This is a genomic window from Prosthecobacter sp., from assembly GCF_044222565.1.
Taxonomy (GTDB): domain Bacteria; phylum Verrucomicrobiota; class Verrucomicrobiia; order Verrucomicrobiales; family Verrucomicrobiaceae; genus Prosthecobacter.
In genome coordinates, this window is the sequence record NZ_JBGANA010000004.1 from 32,552 (window position 1) to 50,269 (window position 17,718).

The 17,718-nt window shown below is 61.1% G+C and carries 12 protein-coding genes; 3 read left to right on the forward strand and 9 right to left on the reverse strand.

All coding sequences use genetic code 11. The annotated features are described in order from the left end of the window. Window positions 1–15 precede the first annotated feature (15 nt). The 5 genes from ACILSR_RS06835 to ACILSR_RS06855 form a co-directional block, all read right to left on the reverse strand. Window positions 16–3,363 (reverse strand): PVC-type heme-binding CxxCH protein, encoded by a 3,348-nt coding sequence (locus ACILSR_RS06835; RefSeq protein WP_395748993.1) that lies wholly within the window; start codon window positions 3,361–3,363, stop codon window positions 16–18. Between the two features lie 6 nt (window positions 3,364–3,369). Further along, on the reverse strand, window positions 3,370–4,332 hold the full coding sequence (locus tag ACILSR_RS06840; protein WP_395748994.1) for a PmoA family protein: 963 nt from the start codon (window positions 4,330–4,332) through the stop codon (window positions 3,370–3,372). A gap of 22 nt (window positions 4,333–4,354) precedes the next feature. Beyond that, a complete protein-coding gene (locus tag ACILSR_RS06845; protein ID WP_395748995.1) occupies window positions 4,355–5,629 on the reverse strand; it encodes an amidohydrolase family protein in 1,275 nt (424 codons plus the stop codon). Window positions 5,630–5,744: 115 nt separating this feature from the next. Then, a complete protein-coding gene (locus ACILSR_RS06850; protein WP_395748996.1) occupies window positions 5,745–6,467 on the reverse strand; it encodes a helix-turn-helix domain-containing protein in 723 nt (240 codons plus the stop codon). A 91-nt stretch (window positions 6,468–6,558) separates the two neighbouring features. After that, window positions 6,559–6,921 (reverse strand): hypothetical protein, encoded by a 363-nt coding sequence (locus tag ACILSR_RS06855; protein ID WP_395748997.1) that lies wholly within the window; start codon window positions 6,919–6,921, stop codon window positions 6,559–6,561. Window positions 6,922–7,166: 245 nt separating this feature from the next. On the opposite strand from ACILSR_RS06855, the gene ACILSR_RS06860 reads away from it, so the two are divergent. Next, complete coding sequence (locus ACILSR_RS06860; protein ID WP_395748998.1) at window positions 7,167–7,553, forward strand: RNA recognition motif domain-containing protein; 387 nt, start codon at window positions 7,167–7,169, stop codon at window positions 7,551–7,553. 328 nt (window positions 7,554–7,881) lie between these two features. Here the strand turns inward: ACILSR_RS06860 and ACILSR_RS06865 are convergent, their stop codons facing one another. From ACILSR_RS06865 to ACILSR_RS06880, 4 genes are all read right to left on the reverse strand, one after another. Next, window positions 7,882–10,380, reverse strand: coding sequence for a tetratricopeptide repeat protein (locus ACILSR_RS06865; protein ID WP_395748999.1), 2,499 nt, complete (start codon window positions 10,378–10,380; stop codon window positions 7,882–7,884). Window positions 10,381–10,393: 13 nt separating this feature from the next. Further along, window positions 10,394–10,840 carry an ExbD/TolR family protein gene (locus ACILSR_RS06870; protein WP_395749000.1) on the reverse strand — a complete coding sequence of 149 codons (447 nt, stop codon included), beginning with the start codon at window positions 10,838–10,840 and terminating at the stop codon, window positions 10,394–10,396. Between the two features lie 20 nt (window positions 10,841–10,860). Further along, complete coding sequence (locus tag ACILSR_RS06875; RefSeq protein WP_395749001.1) at window positions 10,861–11,679, reverse strand: MotA/TolQ/ExbB proton channel family protein; 819 nt, start codon at window positions 11,677–11,679, stop codon at window positions 10,861–10,863. A 66-nt stretch (window positions 11,680–11,745) separates the two neighbouring features. Then, a complete protein-coding gene (locus ACILSR_RS06880) occupies window positions 11,746–13,191 on the reverse strand; it encodes a DUF1501 domain-containing protein (protein WP_395749002.1) in 1,446 nt (481 codons plus the stop codon). A gap of 140 nt (window positions 13,192–13,331) precedes the next feature. Here ACILSR_RS06880 and ACILSR_RS06885 point away from each other — a divergent pair, with 140 nt between their 5' ends. Both ACILSR_RS06885 and ACILSR_RS06890 read left to right on the forward strand, forming a co-directional pair. Then, window positions 13,332–16,379, forward strand: a complete 3,048-nt coding sequence (locus ACILSR_RS06885) for a DUF1592 domain-containing protein (protein WP_395749003.1) — start codon at window positions 13,332–13,334, stop codon at window positions 16,377–16,379. A gap of 14 nt (window positions 16,380–16,393) precedes the next feature. Then, complete coding sequence (locus ACILSR_RS06890) at window positions 16,394–17,713, forward strand: DUF1552 domain-containing protein (RefSeq protein ID WP_395749004.1); 1,320 nt, start codon at window positions 16,394–16,396, stop codon at window positions 17,711–17,713. The last annotated feature ends 5 nt before the right edge of the window (window positions 17,714–17,718 follow it).

A 17,718-nucleotide genomic window follows, 5' to 3' on the forward strand; every position in this document is an offset into this window, starting at 1 on the left:
GGCGGCAGGGCAGTTTCATTCGAGCGTGATGTCATAGACCAGGCGCAGTGTTTCGCCTTTGGGGATGGTGAAGGGGGAGGGTTTCTTTTTGGTGTCGGGTGTGCCGGTGGGATTGATGACGAGGGCGCCGTAGTCGCGGGCGTGGCTCCAGCTTGGGCGGGAGGATGCAGCTGCAACGGGGGTGATGCGGATGGCGGCGGTGTCGGTGCCGTAACGCCACCAGGTGGCGGGCTGGCCCCAGCATTGTTTTTCATCGCGCTGACCGTTGCTGTTGGTGATGTGGCCGGTGCCGGTTTTGACGCAGAGGGCGCCGGACAAGCGAACGCCGAGTCCGGCTTCTTCCTGGGCGGCGATGGTGATGTCGTGGTCGGTGCTGCCGAGACGGGTGTCCCAGTGGAGGGCGATGGATTTGTCCTGGAGGGTGAAGGAGTAGGTGGTGGTGTCGCGGCAGATTTCTTCGCCTTTGGCGCTGAGCCAGCGGTTGGTGACGGTGAAGCTGTGGTCGGTGATGTCTTTGAGCTCGACCTGCTCGACGCGGCCTTCGTTGCGCCAGAAGTCGGTGCTATTGATGCCGCCGAAGGCGAGCCAGAGGCCGGGGTGCATGTCGGGGTGATCCTGCGGTTCTTCTTTTGCTGGTGGGAAGCTGCGGGTGAGCTGGACGCCGGAGCGATTGCGCAGGTTCATCCAGAAGGGGCGCTTCACGTCGGGATGGCGGGCGACGTATTCGGCGACGGGCTTGCTGTTGTAGAGGACGCGGAGTTTGGTTTCGTGTTCTTCGATGCAGAAGCCTTTCACGGCGTCACCATTGAAGCGGAGGGGATTGGAATCGGGGACGGGGGTGACTTCGGAGCCGTCTTTTTTATGAGGGCTTTTGTCGGCGGTTTTGTTGTCCTGCTTTTTGTCGGATTTTTTGGACTGCTGCTTGGCGCCTGCTTTTTGGGTGAGCAGCCATGCGGCGATGTCGGCGCTGTTCTGGGCGCTGAGCACGGCGCTGAAGGGAGGCATGGCGGAGATGGGCAGGGTCTCGTGTTTGAGGATGTCTGCGCGCATGATGCGGGCGCGCTGGCCGGTGATGAGGCCGAGTGTCACGGCAAGGCCGCTTTCATCCAGCAGCACACCAGTTTGTGTGCCGGCGGCGGTGGTGATGACGTGGGAGTTGAAGCCCTCAGTGATGACAGTGCTTGGTTCGAGCATGGACTGCAGCAGGTGCTTGGCGTCTGCGCGGTCGCCGATGCCGGTGAGGTCGGGGCCGAACTGGTTGCCGCGGCCGGAGATGTGGTGGCAGAGGATGCAGCCTGCGCCTGCCTGATGCAGCGCGAGAAGGCGGCCGCGCTCGACATCGGCGGTGGGCAGGGCGGCCATGGCGGCCTCCAGTGTGGTGGGGGTGGTGATGGGTTCGCGCGCGGGTGGTGTGCCGGTGATGGGGGCGATGTTGGCGCTGTTCACGCCAAGGCCGCGAAGCTCGATCTTCTGGCCTGCGCCTCTGTTCATTTTGATCCAGTGCTCGGCGAGGTGGCGGGTTTCTTTGTCTGCGTCTGCGAGCAGGGGTTTCACACCTTCTTCGGTGAGTGCGCCGTCTTCGAGCAGGGCAAGGAGGGCTGCGCGACGGACGCCGCCGCGTGAGTCGGTGAGGAGTTGTTTAAGCGCAGCGGTGCCGGCGAGATCGCGCAGGGCACGCCAGGCGCTGTAGAAGGTGAGGCGGTCGGTTTCGTGTGCGGTGACTTCGATCAAGGCGGGGACGTTTTCTGCGCGATGAGATTGCCAGAGGGCTTGCACGGCTTCGAAGCGGGTGCGGGCGTCGTTGGCTTTGGTCAAAGCGATGACGGCGGGAGAAACAGCGTGGCTGAGGATGCGCAGAGATTGAATGCGGAGATTGCCGGGTGTTTGAAGGGCGGACTCGAAGAAGGCGGTTTCACCCAAGCGACCCAAGGCCCATGCGGTCCAGGTTTGCTGGCGGGTGGTGAGCTTGTCGCTTTGAAGGGCTGCGATGAGTTCTGGTTTGGCGGCAGTGCCACGGCGGATGATTTCTTCCTGCGCATTGACGGTTTGCGCGGGAACGGGGCTGGCCAGGGTGGAGATCAATTCGGTGATGGACTGATCTTTGAGGGGCTTGGTGGGAAGAGTATTCTTCGCTGCTTTTTTTGCGGTGATGCGATAGACGCGGCCTTCGCTGGTCATGTTGCCGGAGGAGTCGTATTCCGCGCCGTAGCCGCGGCTCCAGCTCAGGCAGTAGAGGGCGCCGTCGGGGCCGAAGGAGATGTCGGTGGGGCGGAAGAGGGATGTGCCGCCGGAGATGAAGGGCTCCCATTCGCCGCCTTCGCATTGCATGAGTGCGCCGTTCCATTTGGGCTTGAATAGGAAGGTGGTTTTGCGGAGCCAGTCGTTGATGAAAAAGACGCCGTGATGAGTGCCGAGATCGCCGAAGGTGACGCCGGTGCCGCTGCCGTGGAAGACATCGTGGCTGAGGGGGACGGTGGGCAGGTGGTCTTCGCCCGTCCATGAGCTGCTCCAGGGGTGGTTCCAGCCGAAGTGCGCGCCGTAGAAGGGCATGAAGACGCGGTCGCCTTCGTTTTGATCGTTGTCGGTGCCGAGCCAGTTGAAGCCGTCGTCCATGCCGATGTCCCAGGGATTGCGGAAGCCGCGGGAGACGATTTCGAGATTGGCGCCCATGTCATCGCAGCGGAGCACGCCACCCATGAGGCCCCAGTCGTCCTTGGGGTCGTGGTAGGTGTGCTTGTAAGTCGCGGCGGTGAAAGTCTGCGGCTTGGTAGCGGGTGTTTGCGTGGGCTGGCCGAAGAGTTCGCGGAAGGGCTGCGGCGCGATGCGGTCGGGGTTCTTGGGATCGTTGAGGCCTTTGGAGTTGCCCTTGCTCATGTAGAGCTTGCCATCGGGTGCCCAGACGAGGCCGTGGAGACCGTGCTCGAGATTGCCGAGGTCGGTGAAGACTTTGATGTATTCATCGGCGATGTCGTCGCCATCGAGATCGCGCACGACGGTGAGGTCGGGGGAGTTGGCGATCCACAGATCGCGGCCATGCCAGGCGAGGCCCTGGATGGCATTGAAGCCGGTGGCAAAGGTGTGCGTCTTGTCGGCTTTGCCGTCGCCGTTTTCATCGGTGACGATGACGACGCTGTCGCCGGGAGTATCGGGCTTGGGATTGCGATACTGCGGGCCCATTCCGATGCAGAGGCGGCCTTTGGCATCGAAAGCCATGGAGCAGGTCTGACGGACGAGAGGCTCCTGCGCGAAGAGGGTGACTTCGTAGCCGGGGGGAACGGATGGGAGGGCTTTTAGATCCGCGCCGGTGTCCACCATGTCTGCGTGGAGAGAAGAGAAAGCCAGCAGCGGCAGGAGGTACTTCATGGGATGCTACTTGGCGTAGTTTTGCCACTGGGCGTCGATCCATTTGGGATCGGGGGCGCCGTCGAAGACGAGGATGCGGTATTTGGAGATGTAGGGTTTGCCGGGTTCGATGGACCAGTCGCCGTCCTGGGAGGGGGCGATGCAAAGCTGGGGGTTTTTGGGGTTGAGGCGGAGGGGCTGGGGAAAGCGGAAGTTGGAAGGATGGATGAGGATGACCATGCCCGTGGGTGCGCCATCCACCTGACCGCCGATGTGGACCCATTTGCCTTTGGTGGAATCGCCGCTTTTGCGGTCGTGGCCTTCGCTGGTGAGCATGGTGACGGAATCGACGGGATTCCATGCCTGATTGCCACGCACGCCGAGGCCGCCGTAGTGGTAGGTGGGAAGTTTCAGCGCTTTGTCTGTAGCGCAGGTCTGGGTGCTGGTGAGGTCGATGATGTTGGCGGGTTTGCCATCGAGATCCTTTTGCGAGACTTCGACATTCCAGGTTTCATTGAGGACTTTCTGATCGGGGGAGTGGCTGTGATCGAGGTAGAGGTGCTGGCTGATGAAGCCGCCGACGTCAGCGCCGCCCCAGCTTTTTTCGAGTTTGTCGAAGCGGACTTCAGCGAGGATTTGATCGCCACTTTTGTTTTTGCCGTCGCCTTTGCCTTGGTTCCAGAAATCGGGGTGGGAGTCGCCGAATTCCGTTTTCGTCCAAGCGAGCCAGATGCCGCGATGCCAGCGGTGGTCTTCGGGGTGATTGCCGGTGACGAGCTTGCCGCTGGGGGAATAGACGGGGTGGAGATGAGCGCCGTGTTTGAAAACGGGGGCCACGCCTTCGGGAACATCGCCGGCTTCCATTTGGTAGTCGCAGATGGCTTTGCCGCCGGTGGTGAAGTGGAGGACGGAGCCCTGCTTTTCCACCTGGATGTCGGCGGCGAAAGCGGGGACGGTTAAGAAGGCGGCGAGGAGAAGGGTTGGCTTCATGACGATGGAACGTGGCGGTAGCTCACAAACTCGCAGGCTTTACGAGGGTTCCAGCTTTCACTACGCCGCTCTGTAAAACGGCGAGGAGGTTGTCGCGGTTTTCGAGGATGGAGATGTCTGCAAGGACATCGCCCTCGACGACGAGGACGTCGCCTAGCTTGCCGGGTTCGAGGGTGCCGAGTTCTTTTTCGCGGCCCATCATCTTGGCACCGCCAAGCGTGGCGCATTTGATGGTGTCGAGCGGGGAGAAGCCGACGTAGTTGACGAAGAAGGTGAGTTCTTGGGCGTAGGTGCCGTGAGGGGTCCAGGCGAAACCATAGTCGCCGCCGAGGCCCATGGTGCCGCCAGCTTTGAGGACTTTGCGGCAGCTTTCGGCGCCGGCTTCGAGGGTTTCCTGGTGGCCGTCGAGCACGCGCTGGGAGAGGCCGAATTCTTTGCCGCGCTGCACGCTGAAGAGTTCGAAGCCGAGGCCGGGGCACATCGGGACGTTGCGCTTGAGCAGGAGGTCGAGGCATTCGTCGTCCATGAAGGTGCCGTGCTCGATGGCGTCGTAACCGGCTTTGAGGGCATTGCGAATGCCTTCGGTAGCGCGGCAGTGGCCGGTGACTTTGAGGCCGTGATTGTGAGAGGTGGCGACGACGGCGTGCATTTCCTCAAAGGTCATGCAGAGGGTGTGGTGGTCGTTGATGTCGGGAGAAGCGGCGTCTCCCGTGGGGTAAGTTTTCACCCACTCGATACCGTCTTTGACGAGTTTGCGCACGGCGGTGCGGGCCTGCTCGGGCCCGTTGACGATGAAGACGATGCCTTCCATGCCGATGCGGCGGTAGTCGGGGTTCCAGTCCATGAGGCCACCTGCGCCGCAGATCTCGCGGCCACTGGCGCTGAGGCGTGGGCCGGGGATCATGTCCTCCTCGATGGCCTTCTTCATCCAGACGTCGATGTTGTGAAGGCAGCCGCCGCTGCGCGCGGCGGTGTAGCCGCATTCGAGCGCGGTCTTGGCGTTGACGGCGGATTGAAGCGTGACGTATTCGACGGGGAACTTGATGTCGAGATCCTGCAACTCGGAGACATTGAAGTAGGTGAGGTGGATGTGTGCCTCGATGAGGCCGGGCATGATTGTGCCGCCTTTGGCGTCGATGATGCGGGCGTCGGGAGTTGGGGGTGCGTCTGCGGCGGGGCCGGCGTAAGTGATGAGGCCGTCGGTGATGATAAGAGCGGCGTTGGGGATGGCGGGTTTGCCGGTGCCATCGACGAGCTGGCCATTTTTGACGACGGTGGTGCCTGGTTGGAGCTTCATGGTGCCGGGATGCTATCGCTTTGGCTTGCGCGTGGATAGAACAGAAGCGGCAGGGCGTGGAATATTCGCGGCAGCGATGGGACGTTCGATTTTGCCCCTCTGCGGCAGACACGAATTATGAGTGCGTGTACTTCTCCCGGTACGCCCCCGGCGTCATGCACGTAACGCGGCGGAATTCGCGGGTGAGGTGGCTTTGGTCGGAGAAGCCGCAGCGGAGGCTGATGGCGGCGATGGATTCGCGGGTGTCCACGAGGAGGCGGCAGGCGGTTTGGATGCGGAGGCGTTTGAGGTATTGCTGCGGGGGCAGGCTGTATTCGCGGAGGAAGCTGCGTTCGAAGGCACGGGGTGACATGCCGATGGCGCGGGCCATGTCGGTATTGGTGACGGATTCGCCGAGGCGGCGGGTCATGAGGGCGATGACGACGCCGAGGCGGATGTCGCTGCGCTGGTCGATCTGGGTGGCATCCAGCACGCGGGTAATGCCGGCTGTGCCGACGATGCGGCCCTTCGCATTGCAGACGGGGCGTTTGGTGGTGAAGCACCATGAGGCGGTGTGGTCAAAGCGGCCGACGAGTTCGAGGCGTCCCTGAACGATTTGTCCGGCGAGCACGGCTTCATCGCCGGCACGAAAATGGGCTGCGAGGTGAGGGGGCGAGAGGTCGTCATCGGTCTTGCCCAGCACCTCGCTGAGCTGGTGCATGCCGTAGTTGAGGAGGAAGGTGCGGTTGACCCAGAGGTAGCGTCGTTTCGCGTCCTTGATCCAGGCCTGCACGTCGGGAAGGACGTCGAAGAGATCGCGCAGGGCATCGACGGGGGATGTGGCGGCTTGGGCTTTCACAGGCCGAGAAGCTAGCACGCTGAATCATGCGGACATAAAAAAAGCGGAGCCGCTGGTGCAGCTCCGCTTTGAAGGAAAGATGAGATGCCGATTACTGGCGCACTTCCTTGATGTGCTTGTCAGGAGCGGCGTCGAAGGCGGCTTTGCTGGCGGCATCGGCAAAGGCCACCTGGCGGGTGTAGGTCACAGTCTTGGAGGAGTCGGACTTCTTTTTGCTCAGGGGGCACTGGCCGGCGACGGCGGCGAGGATGTTGTTGAGGTAGCCTTTGGGGGCGGCGGTGAACTGGGCTTTGCAGCGGTCGCAGCAGACGGCGACGGTCTTGGAGTAGGTGCTGGTGATAGCGGGATTGGCAGGCTTGCCAGAGATGGGGCAGACGGTGTTCAGGGGCTCGGCTGCGGAAGCAAAACCCGTCAACAGGCTGAGAGAAGCGATGAAGGTGAGGAGGTGTTTCATGGGGCGGAAAGGATGAGAAAGGAGTATTCGAATACGAATCCACGAATTTTGCGCAACAGAAACTTTTTCTTGGGAAAAGAGAGGACCGGGAACACAAGCCTGAAGCCCCCATTTGACACTTATAGGCGCTGAGCCTAGTCTCGTAGCGGTTTGCTCCCCGCAAGGGAAGGCCAGAAGGGAAAGCTGGGTTCACGCCATGACCTGCTCTCTGACACGTGCGACATGGCCCGTCCTCAACTGTCGATATGATGAACCTTTATGTGAGCAATCTTCCTTACACCATGTCGGATGAGGAACTGCAGGGAACGTTTGCGACCTACGGACATGTCTCCAACGCCCGCGTGGTGAAAGATCGGGAGAGCGGTCGTTCGCGCGGCTTTGGCTTTGTGGAGATGCCGGTGGAAGCGGAAGCGCTGACGGCGATCAATGCGCTGAATGCGAAGGATGTGGGAGGCAGGGCACTGCGAGTGGTGGAGGCCCGGCCGAAGGAGGAACGTCCGGCGCGAAGCTTTGGCGGTGGCAATGGTGGTGGTGGGGGAGGTGGCCGCAGCCATGGCGGTGGCAGTGGCGGAGGGGCAGGCGGTGGCAGGCGTGATCAGCGTGATGGGTGGGACCGCTCCAAGAGGAGCTAGACCAATTCTCAAAAATCTTGTCACATTGCCCGGACGGCGGAGCGGCCCCATTGGCAGCGTTAGTCGCTTGCCTGTTATTTTCAAATAGCAGGCGGCGCTCCCGCCTTGCCACTGGGACCGCTGCGCTCGCCGGTCAAAATGACAATCTTTTCGAGAACTGGTCTAGACCAACTCTCAAAGATCTTGTCCCATGGCCCGGACGGCGGAGCGGCCCCAACGGCTGCGATGGTCGCTTGGCCGTAATTTCCCATAGCAGAGGGCGTTTTCGCCTTGGCGGAAGACGACTTGGTGGATGAGAATTTTTGGACGCCAAACAAGTCCAATCATCTCACTTCGGCTGATACTTTGGATAACGCTGCTTCAGCTGATCCATCATTTGTTTCGCCTTGGCGGAGTCTCCGGCTTTTTCGAGGACTTGTGCGGCTTTATAGAGCGCATCGGGGGTGACGTCCGGATCGTCGAAGACCTGGCTGGGTACGGCGTATTTGGCGGCAGCGCTTTTCCATTTAACGATGGCGGCGTCCTTCTGGCCTTCAGCGGCGAGCTTGTCTCCCTGAGCGGCGTAGATGTCGCCTTCGAGGGTGAGAAGCTCGGCCTGGAGCTTGCCGTCTTTGACGACCTGAAGGGCGTCCTGAGCGGCCTGGTCGGCTTCATCGAAGAGGCCTTTGCCAAGCTGGGCGCGGCCTTTGGTCAGCAGCGCACGTGCACGAGCGGCGCTGTCGGGGCTGGACTTGAGGAAGTTGTCCGTGGCCTGAATGCTGGCGTCGTATTTTTGATTGTGGAACTGAGCCATGCCGAGGTAGTTCCAGATGATGGGCTCGGTGTTTTCGGGGTTCTGCGGAGTGACGGCGAGCTCAAGGAAACGGGCGGCGCGTTTGAAGTCATCGCTGCTGTAAAGCTTGAGGCCGAGCCACTTCAAAATATTCGGGGGAACCTGGCCGTCGGGCTTGGACTGCAGGTAGCTGTCGATGGTCTTGGCGAGATTGTCGGCGTTCTGGCGGGCGTAGTCGCAGAGGATGATGAGCTGGCTGGATTTTTCGAGGTAACCTTTGCTGTCGAGTTCGATGGAGCGACGCAGGGCGGGGACGGCCTTGTCGTAGATCTTCTGGTCAAAGTTGCCACGGCCGATGCCGTAGTAGGCCTGGGGAGCGGCGGTGGTGGTGGGGAATTTTTTGAGGAGGGTTTCGAAAGCATTGACGGTTTCCTTGGGGTCCTTCTGCTCCATGGCGATGAAGCCGAGCTGCAGCCAGGAAAGCTCGCAGGCGTCTGATTTGGGGAACTCCTTGGTGACGTGTTCGAAGTCGGCCTTGGCCTTGGGCAGGTCCCGGGCATCCCGGTTGGCGAGGCCGCGACGGGCGTAGGCCTTGGGGGTGAGCTCGTGGTTGGGGTTTTCGTTGATGAAACGGGTGAGGGTGCCGACGGCCTCCTGATGGCGTCCGGCTTCGCCCTGAGCCCAGCCCATGTTAAAGAGGGTGCCGGGACGCAGTTTTTCGGGAAGCTTTTCGAGGTTGACCTCATTGTAGCTGAGAGCAGCCTGCTGGTAGTCGCCTTTGTTGAAGTAAAAATCCGCGCGGATCAGGCGTGCCAGAGCCAGGTATTCATGGTCGGGGTGCTTCTTGGCGTGGCGGGCAATGAAGGCGGTGGAAAACTCACCCAGGTCTTTGTCATTAAGCAGGTAGAAGCAGTAAAGCTTCCAGTAACCAGCGTCGAAGGCCTCCTCGGTGTCAGGATGGTACTGCTCGATCATCAGGTAAACTTCGACAGCACGGGCATAACTTTTGCGAATGCGGTAGGCGTGACCGACGAGCAGCAGCACCTTGGCGCGGGCTTCGTCCTGCGGCAGGATCTCGGTGTTCTTGTTGTAGTAATCAATGACGCCGTCGTAGTCGCCCTTGGCATAGAGGGCCTGAATGATGCCGACGAGGGAGATGCTGCGGTTCTGCGGGGTCGTCTCGGGCATGCGCAGCGCCTTTTCAAACATGGCGATGGATTCGTCCGGCTTCTTGAGCTCCGCATAGAGCACGGCGGCGCGGATGCTGGCCTCCGCGATGATGGCGCGGTCGGTGCTGGTCTTGACGAGTTCATCGAAGATGGGCAGGGCTTCGGCGCGCTTGTCCTGACCGAGGTAGATGCTGCCGAGGGTGAGCAGGGCAGTCTCGCGGAACTGGTTGTCCGTTTTGACCGCAATGACGGCGGTCAGGGCGGCGGCCTGCTTCTCCTTGTCTCCGAGCATGCCGTAGGCGCGGCTTTTGTGGTAGGCGGAAGCGATGCGGACGGGAGTGCTTTTGGTCTTGGACTCGCAGAAGGCGAAGTATTTGGCGGAGTCCGCAAATTTGGAGTCATTGAAGAGCATGGCTCCGAGGCGGTAGGCGGCGGAGGGCGCGCCTTCGCTGGTGGGGTAGCGGTTCACGACCTCCTCGTAATAACCGCCCGCCTTGGTGAGCTGGTTTTGATTTTTGTAGCACTCGCCGATGCGGAAGAGGGCATCCGCGACCTGCCTGCCGCTGGGGTATTGCTGCAGGTATTTGGCATAGGACTGCGCAGCCATGGCCCACTCACTGCGGTCATAGGCGAGGGTGGCGAAGTCGAACATGTCATCGTCCGGCCCCTTGGTCTTTGGGGGCAGGGCCTTTGGCGCGGCCACGTCTGTGACTGGCTGGGCCTTGGGCGGCTGGCCCACGGGGACGGCCTTTGGCACGGGCGCGTCATCCGGCACTGGGAGTGCGCGCGGCGGAGCGGGCTGCTGAGCGAGTGAGGAGAGGGTGACCAGGCAGAAAAAGGCTGGCAGCAGACGGGGCGCATGACTGCGCGTGGTGGTTGGGAACATCGCGGCGGTCATCTCACTTGGGCGTGGCAGCAGGTTGGTCGGCAGCTTCAGGTTTGCGCGTGGCGAATGCGATGTTCCAGATGCCCGCCTTCTGGCAGGTGTCCAGCACACGGATGACGTGCTGGTAATTGACGATTTCATCGCCGCGCAGGATCACGGCCTGGTCCTTGTAGAGGGAGACGATGTTTTGAAGCTTTGCCAGGAGTTCGTCGGTGTTGTACTTCTGGCCGTTAACGAGGATCTCGCCGTCTTTTTTGATGTTGATGATGATCTCGCCGACGTTGCGGGATTCCTTCTCCTTGCCCTCCTCGGCAGCAGGCACGCTGACATCCATGACCTGCTCCTCCTTGGCATACTGGAAGGTCACGGCAAAGAAAATGACGAGGAGGAACAGCACGTCCACCAGCGGGGCGAGCTGCATGGGCGAGGGTTCGATGGAGTGCTGTTTGCGGAAGTTCATCGCTGAGGAGGGCGTTCCGTTTAATTGCTCCCGACAGCACGTGCGGCGCGCTTGTACTGCACGGCGAGGAGGGCCATGAGGTGGGTGGTGGCGGCCTCCATTTCGGAGATGAGGCGGTTCGTTTTGCCACGGAAGATAGCGTAAAACATGAGGGCGGGAATGCCGATGACGAGACCGGAGGCGGTGCAGAGCAGCGCCTCGGACACGCCCTGGGCGAGGCCGAGCTGATTGGAACCACCGACGCCTTTTCCGGAGATTTCATGGAAGGTGGTGATCATGCCAAGGGTGGTGCCGAGCAGGCCGAGCATGGGGGCGATGGCGCCGACGTCTCCGAGGTAGGCGATGCGGGCGAGGAGGAGGCTGGACTGGCGATTGCCTTCAGCCTCAGTGACTTCCTTGACCTCTTCAAAGCTGGCGGTGGGATTGCGGGTGGCGAAGTCGAGGGTCTTGGAGGTGATGCGGGCGATGCACTCGTTGCGGCGGTTGCAGACGGCGAGCAGGCCGAGGTAGTCCTGCTTGCGGATGAGGGCGTCGGCGGAATTCATGAAGGCATCGCTGACGACGGTGCCCTGACGCACGGTGAAACCGAAGAGGACGATCATGAAAAAGGCGATCATGGAAAGTATGATCAGTGGATAGGCCATGACGCCGGTGCGCTTCACAAAGCCCTGAAAGGTCAGCACATCGCCATAGGGATTGTCTTCGGCCGAGGGGGCAGGGTGGGTCACCGTGGCACCAGGAGGAGCAGGCGAGGGCTGCTGAGCCTGGGCTGGGTTGAGGTTCATCGTGAAGATGAGCGCCACCAGCACGGCCAGGGCGAAGAGGATTTTTCGGTGCATGAGGCGGCGACTGTAAACGTATGCGCCAGCCTTGCAAGGGGCCGGTGGCTGGCTTTCCCGGACCGGTCAGGCCAGCAATTCCCGCACCACCTTGCACTCGTTTACACCGGTGAGGCGGAAATCGAGGCCGGCGTACTTATAGGTGAACTTTTCGTGATCGAAGCCCAGGATGTGCAGGATGGTGGCGTGCAGGTCGTGGACATGCACGGGGTCTTCCTGCGCGGCGAAGCCGAATTCGTCCGTGGAACCGTGGGTGTAGCCGCCGCGAACACCGCCGCCGGCGAGCCACATGGTGAAGCCGTAATGGTTGTGGTCGCGGCCGTGCTGCTTGCCGGCATTGGCGCCGGGCGTGGGGAGTTCCACGGCCGGAGTGCGGCCGAATTCGCCACCCCACATCATGAGGGTCTCGTCCCAGAGGCCGCGCTGCTTCAGGTCGCTCATGAAGGCGGCCATGGCACCGTCGGTCTGGTTGCCAAGTTTCCGGTGCTCGAGGATTTCGTCGTGGTTGTCCCAAGGCTGGCCGGCACCGGTCCAGAGCTGGATGAAGCGGACCCCGCGCTCCAGCAGACGCCGGGCGATGAGGCACTGACGTCCGAAGGCGTGATCTCCGTACATTTTGCGGACGGATTCCGGCTCCTTCATGATGTCAAAGGCGTCCGTGGCCTCCATCTGCATGCGGTAGGCCAGCTCGTAGCTCTGCACGCGTGCCTCGAGCTGCTGGTCGCGGTCCTGGGCCACCAGATTGCGCTGGTTCAGCTCCTGCAGGAGGTCCAGCTGGCGGCGCTGCTGCTTGAGGTCGAGGGAGCCGTTCTTGATGAACTCCACGAGTTTTTCCACCCGGGTGTCTTCGGTATTGATGTAAGCGCCCTGGTAGGCGCTGGGGAGGAAGGCGGACTGCCAGTTCTTGGTGCGGCGGGTGGGCATGCCGCCGGGGCACATGGCGATGTAGCCGGGGAGGTTCTGGTTTTCACTGCCGAGGCCATAGGTGACCCACGAGCCCATGGTGGGGCGGTTTAGGCGGCCTTCGCCGCTGTTCATGAGGCCGAGGGATGGCTCATGGTTTGGCACGTCGGCGTGCATGGAGCGGATGACGCACATGTCGTCCGCAAAGGCGCCGGTTTTTTCAAAGATCTCGCTGACTTCGAGGCCGCACTGGCCGCGCTTGGTGAATTTGAAAGGGGACTTGAAGCCGGCGCCGGTGGGGCGCTCGGTTTTGAGAACATTAGGCAGCGGCTTGCCGTCGAATTTGTCCAGCATGGGCTTGGGATCGAAGGTGTCCACATGGGACGGCCCGCCATTCATGAAGAAATGCACGACGCGCTTGGCCTTGGGCTCGAAATGAGGGCGCTTTAGCGCCATGGGGTCCATGGTCGCGGCGGAGGCCTGCTGACCGGTAAACAAGGATCCGGCGGCCATCGAACCAAAGCCCATGCCAACGCGCTGAAGCAGCTCGCGACGCGTCAGAAACGCATGCTCCAGATTGGGGGCATGATGTGAAAAGATAGAACTCATGGGGGTAAAAGAGATACGTGCCGGCAGGGGATGTTTTCGCGTGATTCTTGGGGCGGAAGCTATAGCACAGAAAAGCGCAAAAAAGGAGCCAAAGCTGCTGATTAAAAACCAGCAGACGCCCGTATCACTGGTACCCCCTCATGTTTCCGAATTCACGCCATCTTGCTTTGGCCGGCTTTGTCGTCGGCACGTTTTCGCTTTCTGCGGCTCCCGCATGGAAAGATGCCGAAGTCGTTCTCAAAGCGAAATGCTACGAGTGCCACAACCCCAAGAAGACCAAAGGAGATGTGGACTTGCAGCAGTTTGCGGCGGACCCGCAGCTTTCCAAGCACTTTGAGGTGTGGCTGAAGGTGAAGGACACCATCGAAAACGGTGACATGCCGCCGCCGAAGGCGCACCAGATGAGCGATCAGGAGCACACGGCCCTGCTGGGCTGGGTGAACGGGGAGCTGGATGCTCTGGCTGCGGCGCAGTCAGGAGATCCCGGCCCGGTGACGATGCGCCGGCTGACGAATGCGGAGTATGACTACACGGTGCGGGACCTGACCGGACACGACTACGGCTTTGCCAAAGAATTTCAAACGGACGGCGGTGGCGGGGAAGGCTTCAGCAACACGGGCGATGTTTTGTTCATGAGTCCGGCGGCGCTGGACAAGTACTTCGGCGCGGCGCGCAAGGCGGCCGACCATGCGACGATCATGCCAGGGACGGGCATTGTGTTCAATACGCAGCGCATCGGCCTGCGCGGGCCGGAGCAGGTGAAGGCGCAGGCGCAGCAGGCGCTGTATGTTTGGTATCAGCAGAAGGCGGCACCGCATCTGCCGAAGGACTTTGATGACATGCGCGAGGCGGACTACATGGTCGCCTGCTGGAAGCACAAGCACTTTCAGACTCCGCTGGAGCAGCTCGCCAAGGAAGGCGGGCTGCAGCTGCCCTTCCTGCAAAACTGGAACAATCTGGTGAATGCCACGGAGCCGAAGTCGCGCTTTCTTGATTTGACCCGTGTGGCCTGGCGCGAGCTGCCGGGGCCGGATGCTACCAAGCCCGGGCAGGTGCCGCAGGCCGTGATCGATGGTGCCAAGGCCATCCAGGCCCAGCTCCTCTCCTGGAACAACCCCAAAAAGCCCGGCAGCGGCGTGCAGCGCCAGCAGCAGGATGCGGACGGCATCCGCGCTTATAACATGGTGCTCGACGTGAAAGGCCAGAAGAAGGTGCACCTCTGCATCGGCGATGATGGTGATGGCAACAAGGGGGACATCGCACTTATCACTAAGCTGGATGTCAAGACCACCAAAGGCCCTTTGCTCTACATGGACTGGCTGAACAAGCAGATTGGTGAGGATCAGAAGGCTCTGGGAGCCACACCGCCCCCCGCGAATGCGGAGGCGCTGAAGCAGCGCATCGCCGAGCTGGAGAATGTGAAGAGCGCCTTTGGCAAGCACCCGCAGGGCCGGAAGATCGAGCCGGGTGTGCTGGCCATCGCGGCTCCTTTGGTCTTTACACTGCCGCTGCCAGAAACCGTCACATCGATCCATGCTGAAGCGCGGCTGGATCTGCAGAACCCGGATATCAATGAAGCCACCATTCAGTGGAAGCTCACCGCCGGGCCGCCGCCAGATGTGACCAAGATCCTCCCGGGCTTCCTCACCGTGTGGAAAACGCAGACCGATGCCTCGCGCAACACCATGCGGGACTTCAGTGTGATGAAGCAGGCTTTTCCAGACATGTATGAGCGCCGGCTGGAGGAAGTGGCCAGCAATCTCTACCGCTGGAAACCGGGCATCACGGTCTATTATTTCAGCGACGACCAGCTCGGCCAGCTTCTAGGGGCCAAGGATCGTGACTACCTCGCGGCGATGAAGAAGGATTTTGGCTATACCGCCAATCCCAAGCTCAACCCGCAGCAGCAGAAGGAGTTTGATGCTGCGATGCTTGGGCACCTGCGTCAGTTCGCCGGCCGTGCCTGGCGGCGTCCTATCTCGCCGGAAGAAGGCCAGAAGCTCGATGCGCTGTACTTTGAAGGCCGCAAGAAAGAGCTGGACCGCGAATCGGCGGCACGTGAGGTCGTGGTGCGTGTGCTGGTTTCTCCGTATTTCCTCTTCAAGGCGGAGACTCTGCCCATGGCCAACGCCGCTCCGGGCGATGTGAAGCTCAATGCCTTTGAGCTTGCCTCCCGCCTCAGCTATTTCATCTGGGCCTCGCAGCCTGACTGGGAGCTGCGCAAAGCGGCTGAAGATGGCAGTCTGCTGAAGCCCGAGGTCCTGGCCGCGCAAACCAAACGGATGCTGCGTGATCCAAAAGCTAACGCCATGGCCAAAGAATTCGCGGGGCAGTGGCTGAAGTTTGCGGGCTTTGATGCGCAGAGCAGCGTGGATGAGAAGAAGTATCCTGAGTTCACCTCCGAGATCCGCAATGACATGCAACGCGAGACCACGGAGTTCTTCTCCCACCTGGTGCGGGATGACCGCAATGTGGGAGACATCATCGGGGGGGACTACTCCTACCTGAACGAGAGGCTCGCCAAATTCTACGGGGTTCCCGGTGTGACCGGCGGTGACTTCCGCGAAGTCAAAGTGGCGCAGCAGCACCGCGGCGGTCTGCTCGGCATGGGGGCTGTTTTAACGAAGACTTCCCGCCCGAACCGCACCAGCCCGGTCGTCCGTGGAGACTACCTTTACCAGGTGGTGCTGGGCTTCAGCTCGCCGCCTCCGCCGCCGAATGTGCCGAAGCTGCCTGACAGCGCCGTGAAGCCCGCCTCTCTGCGTGAAGCCCTCATGATTCACCGCACCGACGCCGCCTGCGCCGTGTGTCATGAGCGAATCGACCCTCTTGGTTTTGCGCTCGAAAGTTTTGATCCCATCGGCCGCTTCCGAACCGCGGACGAAACTGGGGGCAAGATCGACGACACAGGGGAGCTGAAAGATGGGACCAAATTCCAGGGGCTCGCCGGACTGCGCGATTATCTGAAAAAGAACGAGTCCAATTTTAACGCGCAGTTCTGCCGCAAGCTCCTCGGCTATGCGCTGGGCCGCCAGACCATGCCGAGCGACAAGGCGCTGTTGGCGAAGATGCAGGCCACGCTGAAGCAGAATGGCGGAAAATTTTCTGCAGCCGTGCTCGAAGTCATCAACAGCCGCCAGTTTCTCAACCGCCGGAGTGAGGCGGTCATTGCCACTACCAATCAATAACCCTGTTTGCTCATATGAACCTTTCTCGTCGCAAATTTCTCCGTGGCACCGGAATCGCCCTCGGCCTGCCGTGGTTTGAATCGATCAGCTCGTTTGGAGCGGATGCGGTCAAAAACAATACCGCACCGCGCCGCCTGGCTGTGTGCTTTACGGGCAATGGTGTGAATCCGCACCACTGGGGCGCAACGCAGGGGGCGGCGGGCATGGAGTTCATGAAGACGCTCTCTCCGCTGGAGCCGCTTAAGAAGCATGTGAGCGTGTTCAAGGGGCTGTGGAATCCGACGACAGTGGAAGGTGAGGGCGGGCACTATCCGAAAATGAATGTGCTCTGCGGTCTCAAGGTGAAGAAGACCACCACGGATGTCGAAGTGGGCACCACCATGGACCAGCTTGTCGCGGCGCAGACGGGCAAGTTCACGCCGATGCCGAGTGTGGTGCTGGGCACCGAGCGGCCCAGCTACAGCACGGACTCGGGGTTCACTTCCATTTACTCCGCCTATATTTCCTGGAGCACACCGACGACACCGGCGCCGAAGGAAATTTTTCCGCAGCAGGCGTTTGATCAGCTCTTTGACGACGGCAGCAAGCGCAAGCGCGACAAGAGCATCCTCGACATGGTGATGGAAGATGCGGGTGCGCTGAAGCCCAAGCTCAGCCAGCGCGACAAACAGAAGCTGGATGAATACCTGACATCAGTGCGCGAGATCGAGCAGCGCGTGGAACTGGCGGAAAAGATCAGCAAGGCGGAAACCAATGGCGCAGGCTGGCAGCCCACGGTGAAGGTGCCGACGCTGGCGCGTCCGGGTGCAGGCATTCCCACCAGTGCGGAAGATCATCTGCGCCTCATGTTTGACATCATGCTTCTGGCCTTCCAGATGGACCGCACGCGTGTGGCGACTTTCATGATGAACAACGACCTCTCCAACATGCGCTTCCCCAGCCTGGAAGGCATCAGCGGGGGCATTCATGAGCTTTCCCACCACGCCAATGACGAGCACCGCCTGGACATGTATCAGCGCGTGAATCAGCACCAGGTGAAGCTCTGGGGCGAGTTCCTTGCCAAGATGCAGGCCACGAATGAAGGCGAGCGCACCCTGCTGGAAAACAGCATGATCATGCTCACGAGCAGCCTGTTTGACGGCAATGCGCATGATTCGCGCCAGCTCCCAGTGGTCCTCGCCGGCAACGGCGGTGGCACCATTCAAGGCGGCCGCTTCCACGACCTGAGCGCTGATCCGAACCGGAAGATGTGCCGTCTGCATATCGCCCTCATGGATCGCATGGGGCTGCATGTGGGGCACTTCGGGGATGCGGAGAATGCGCTGGCGATTTAGACCGG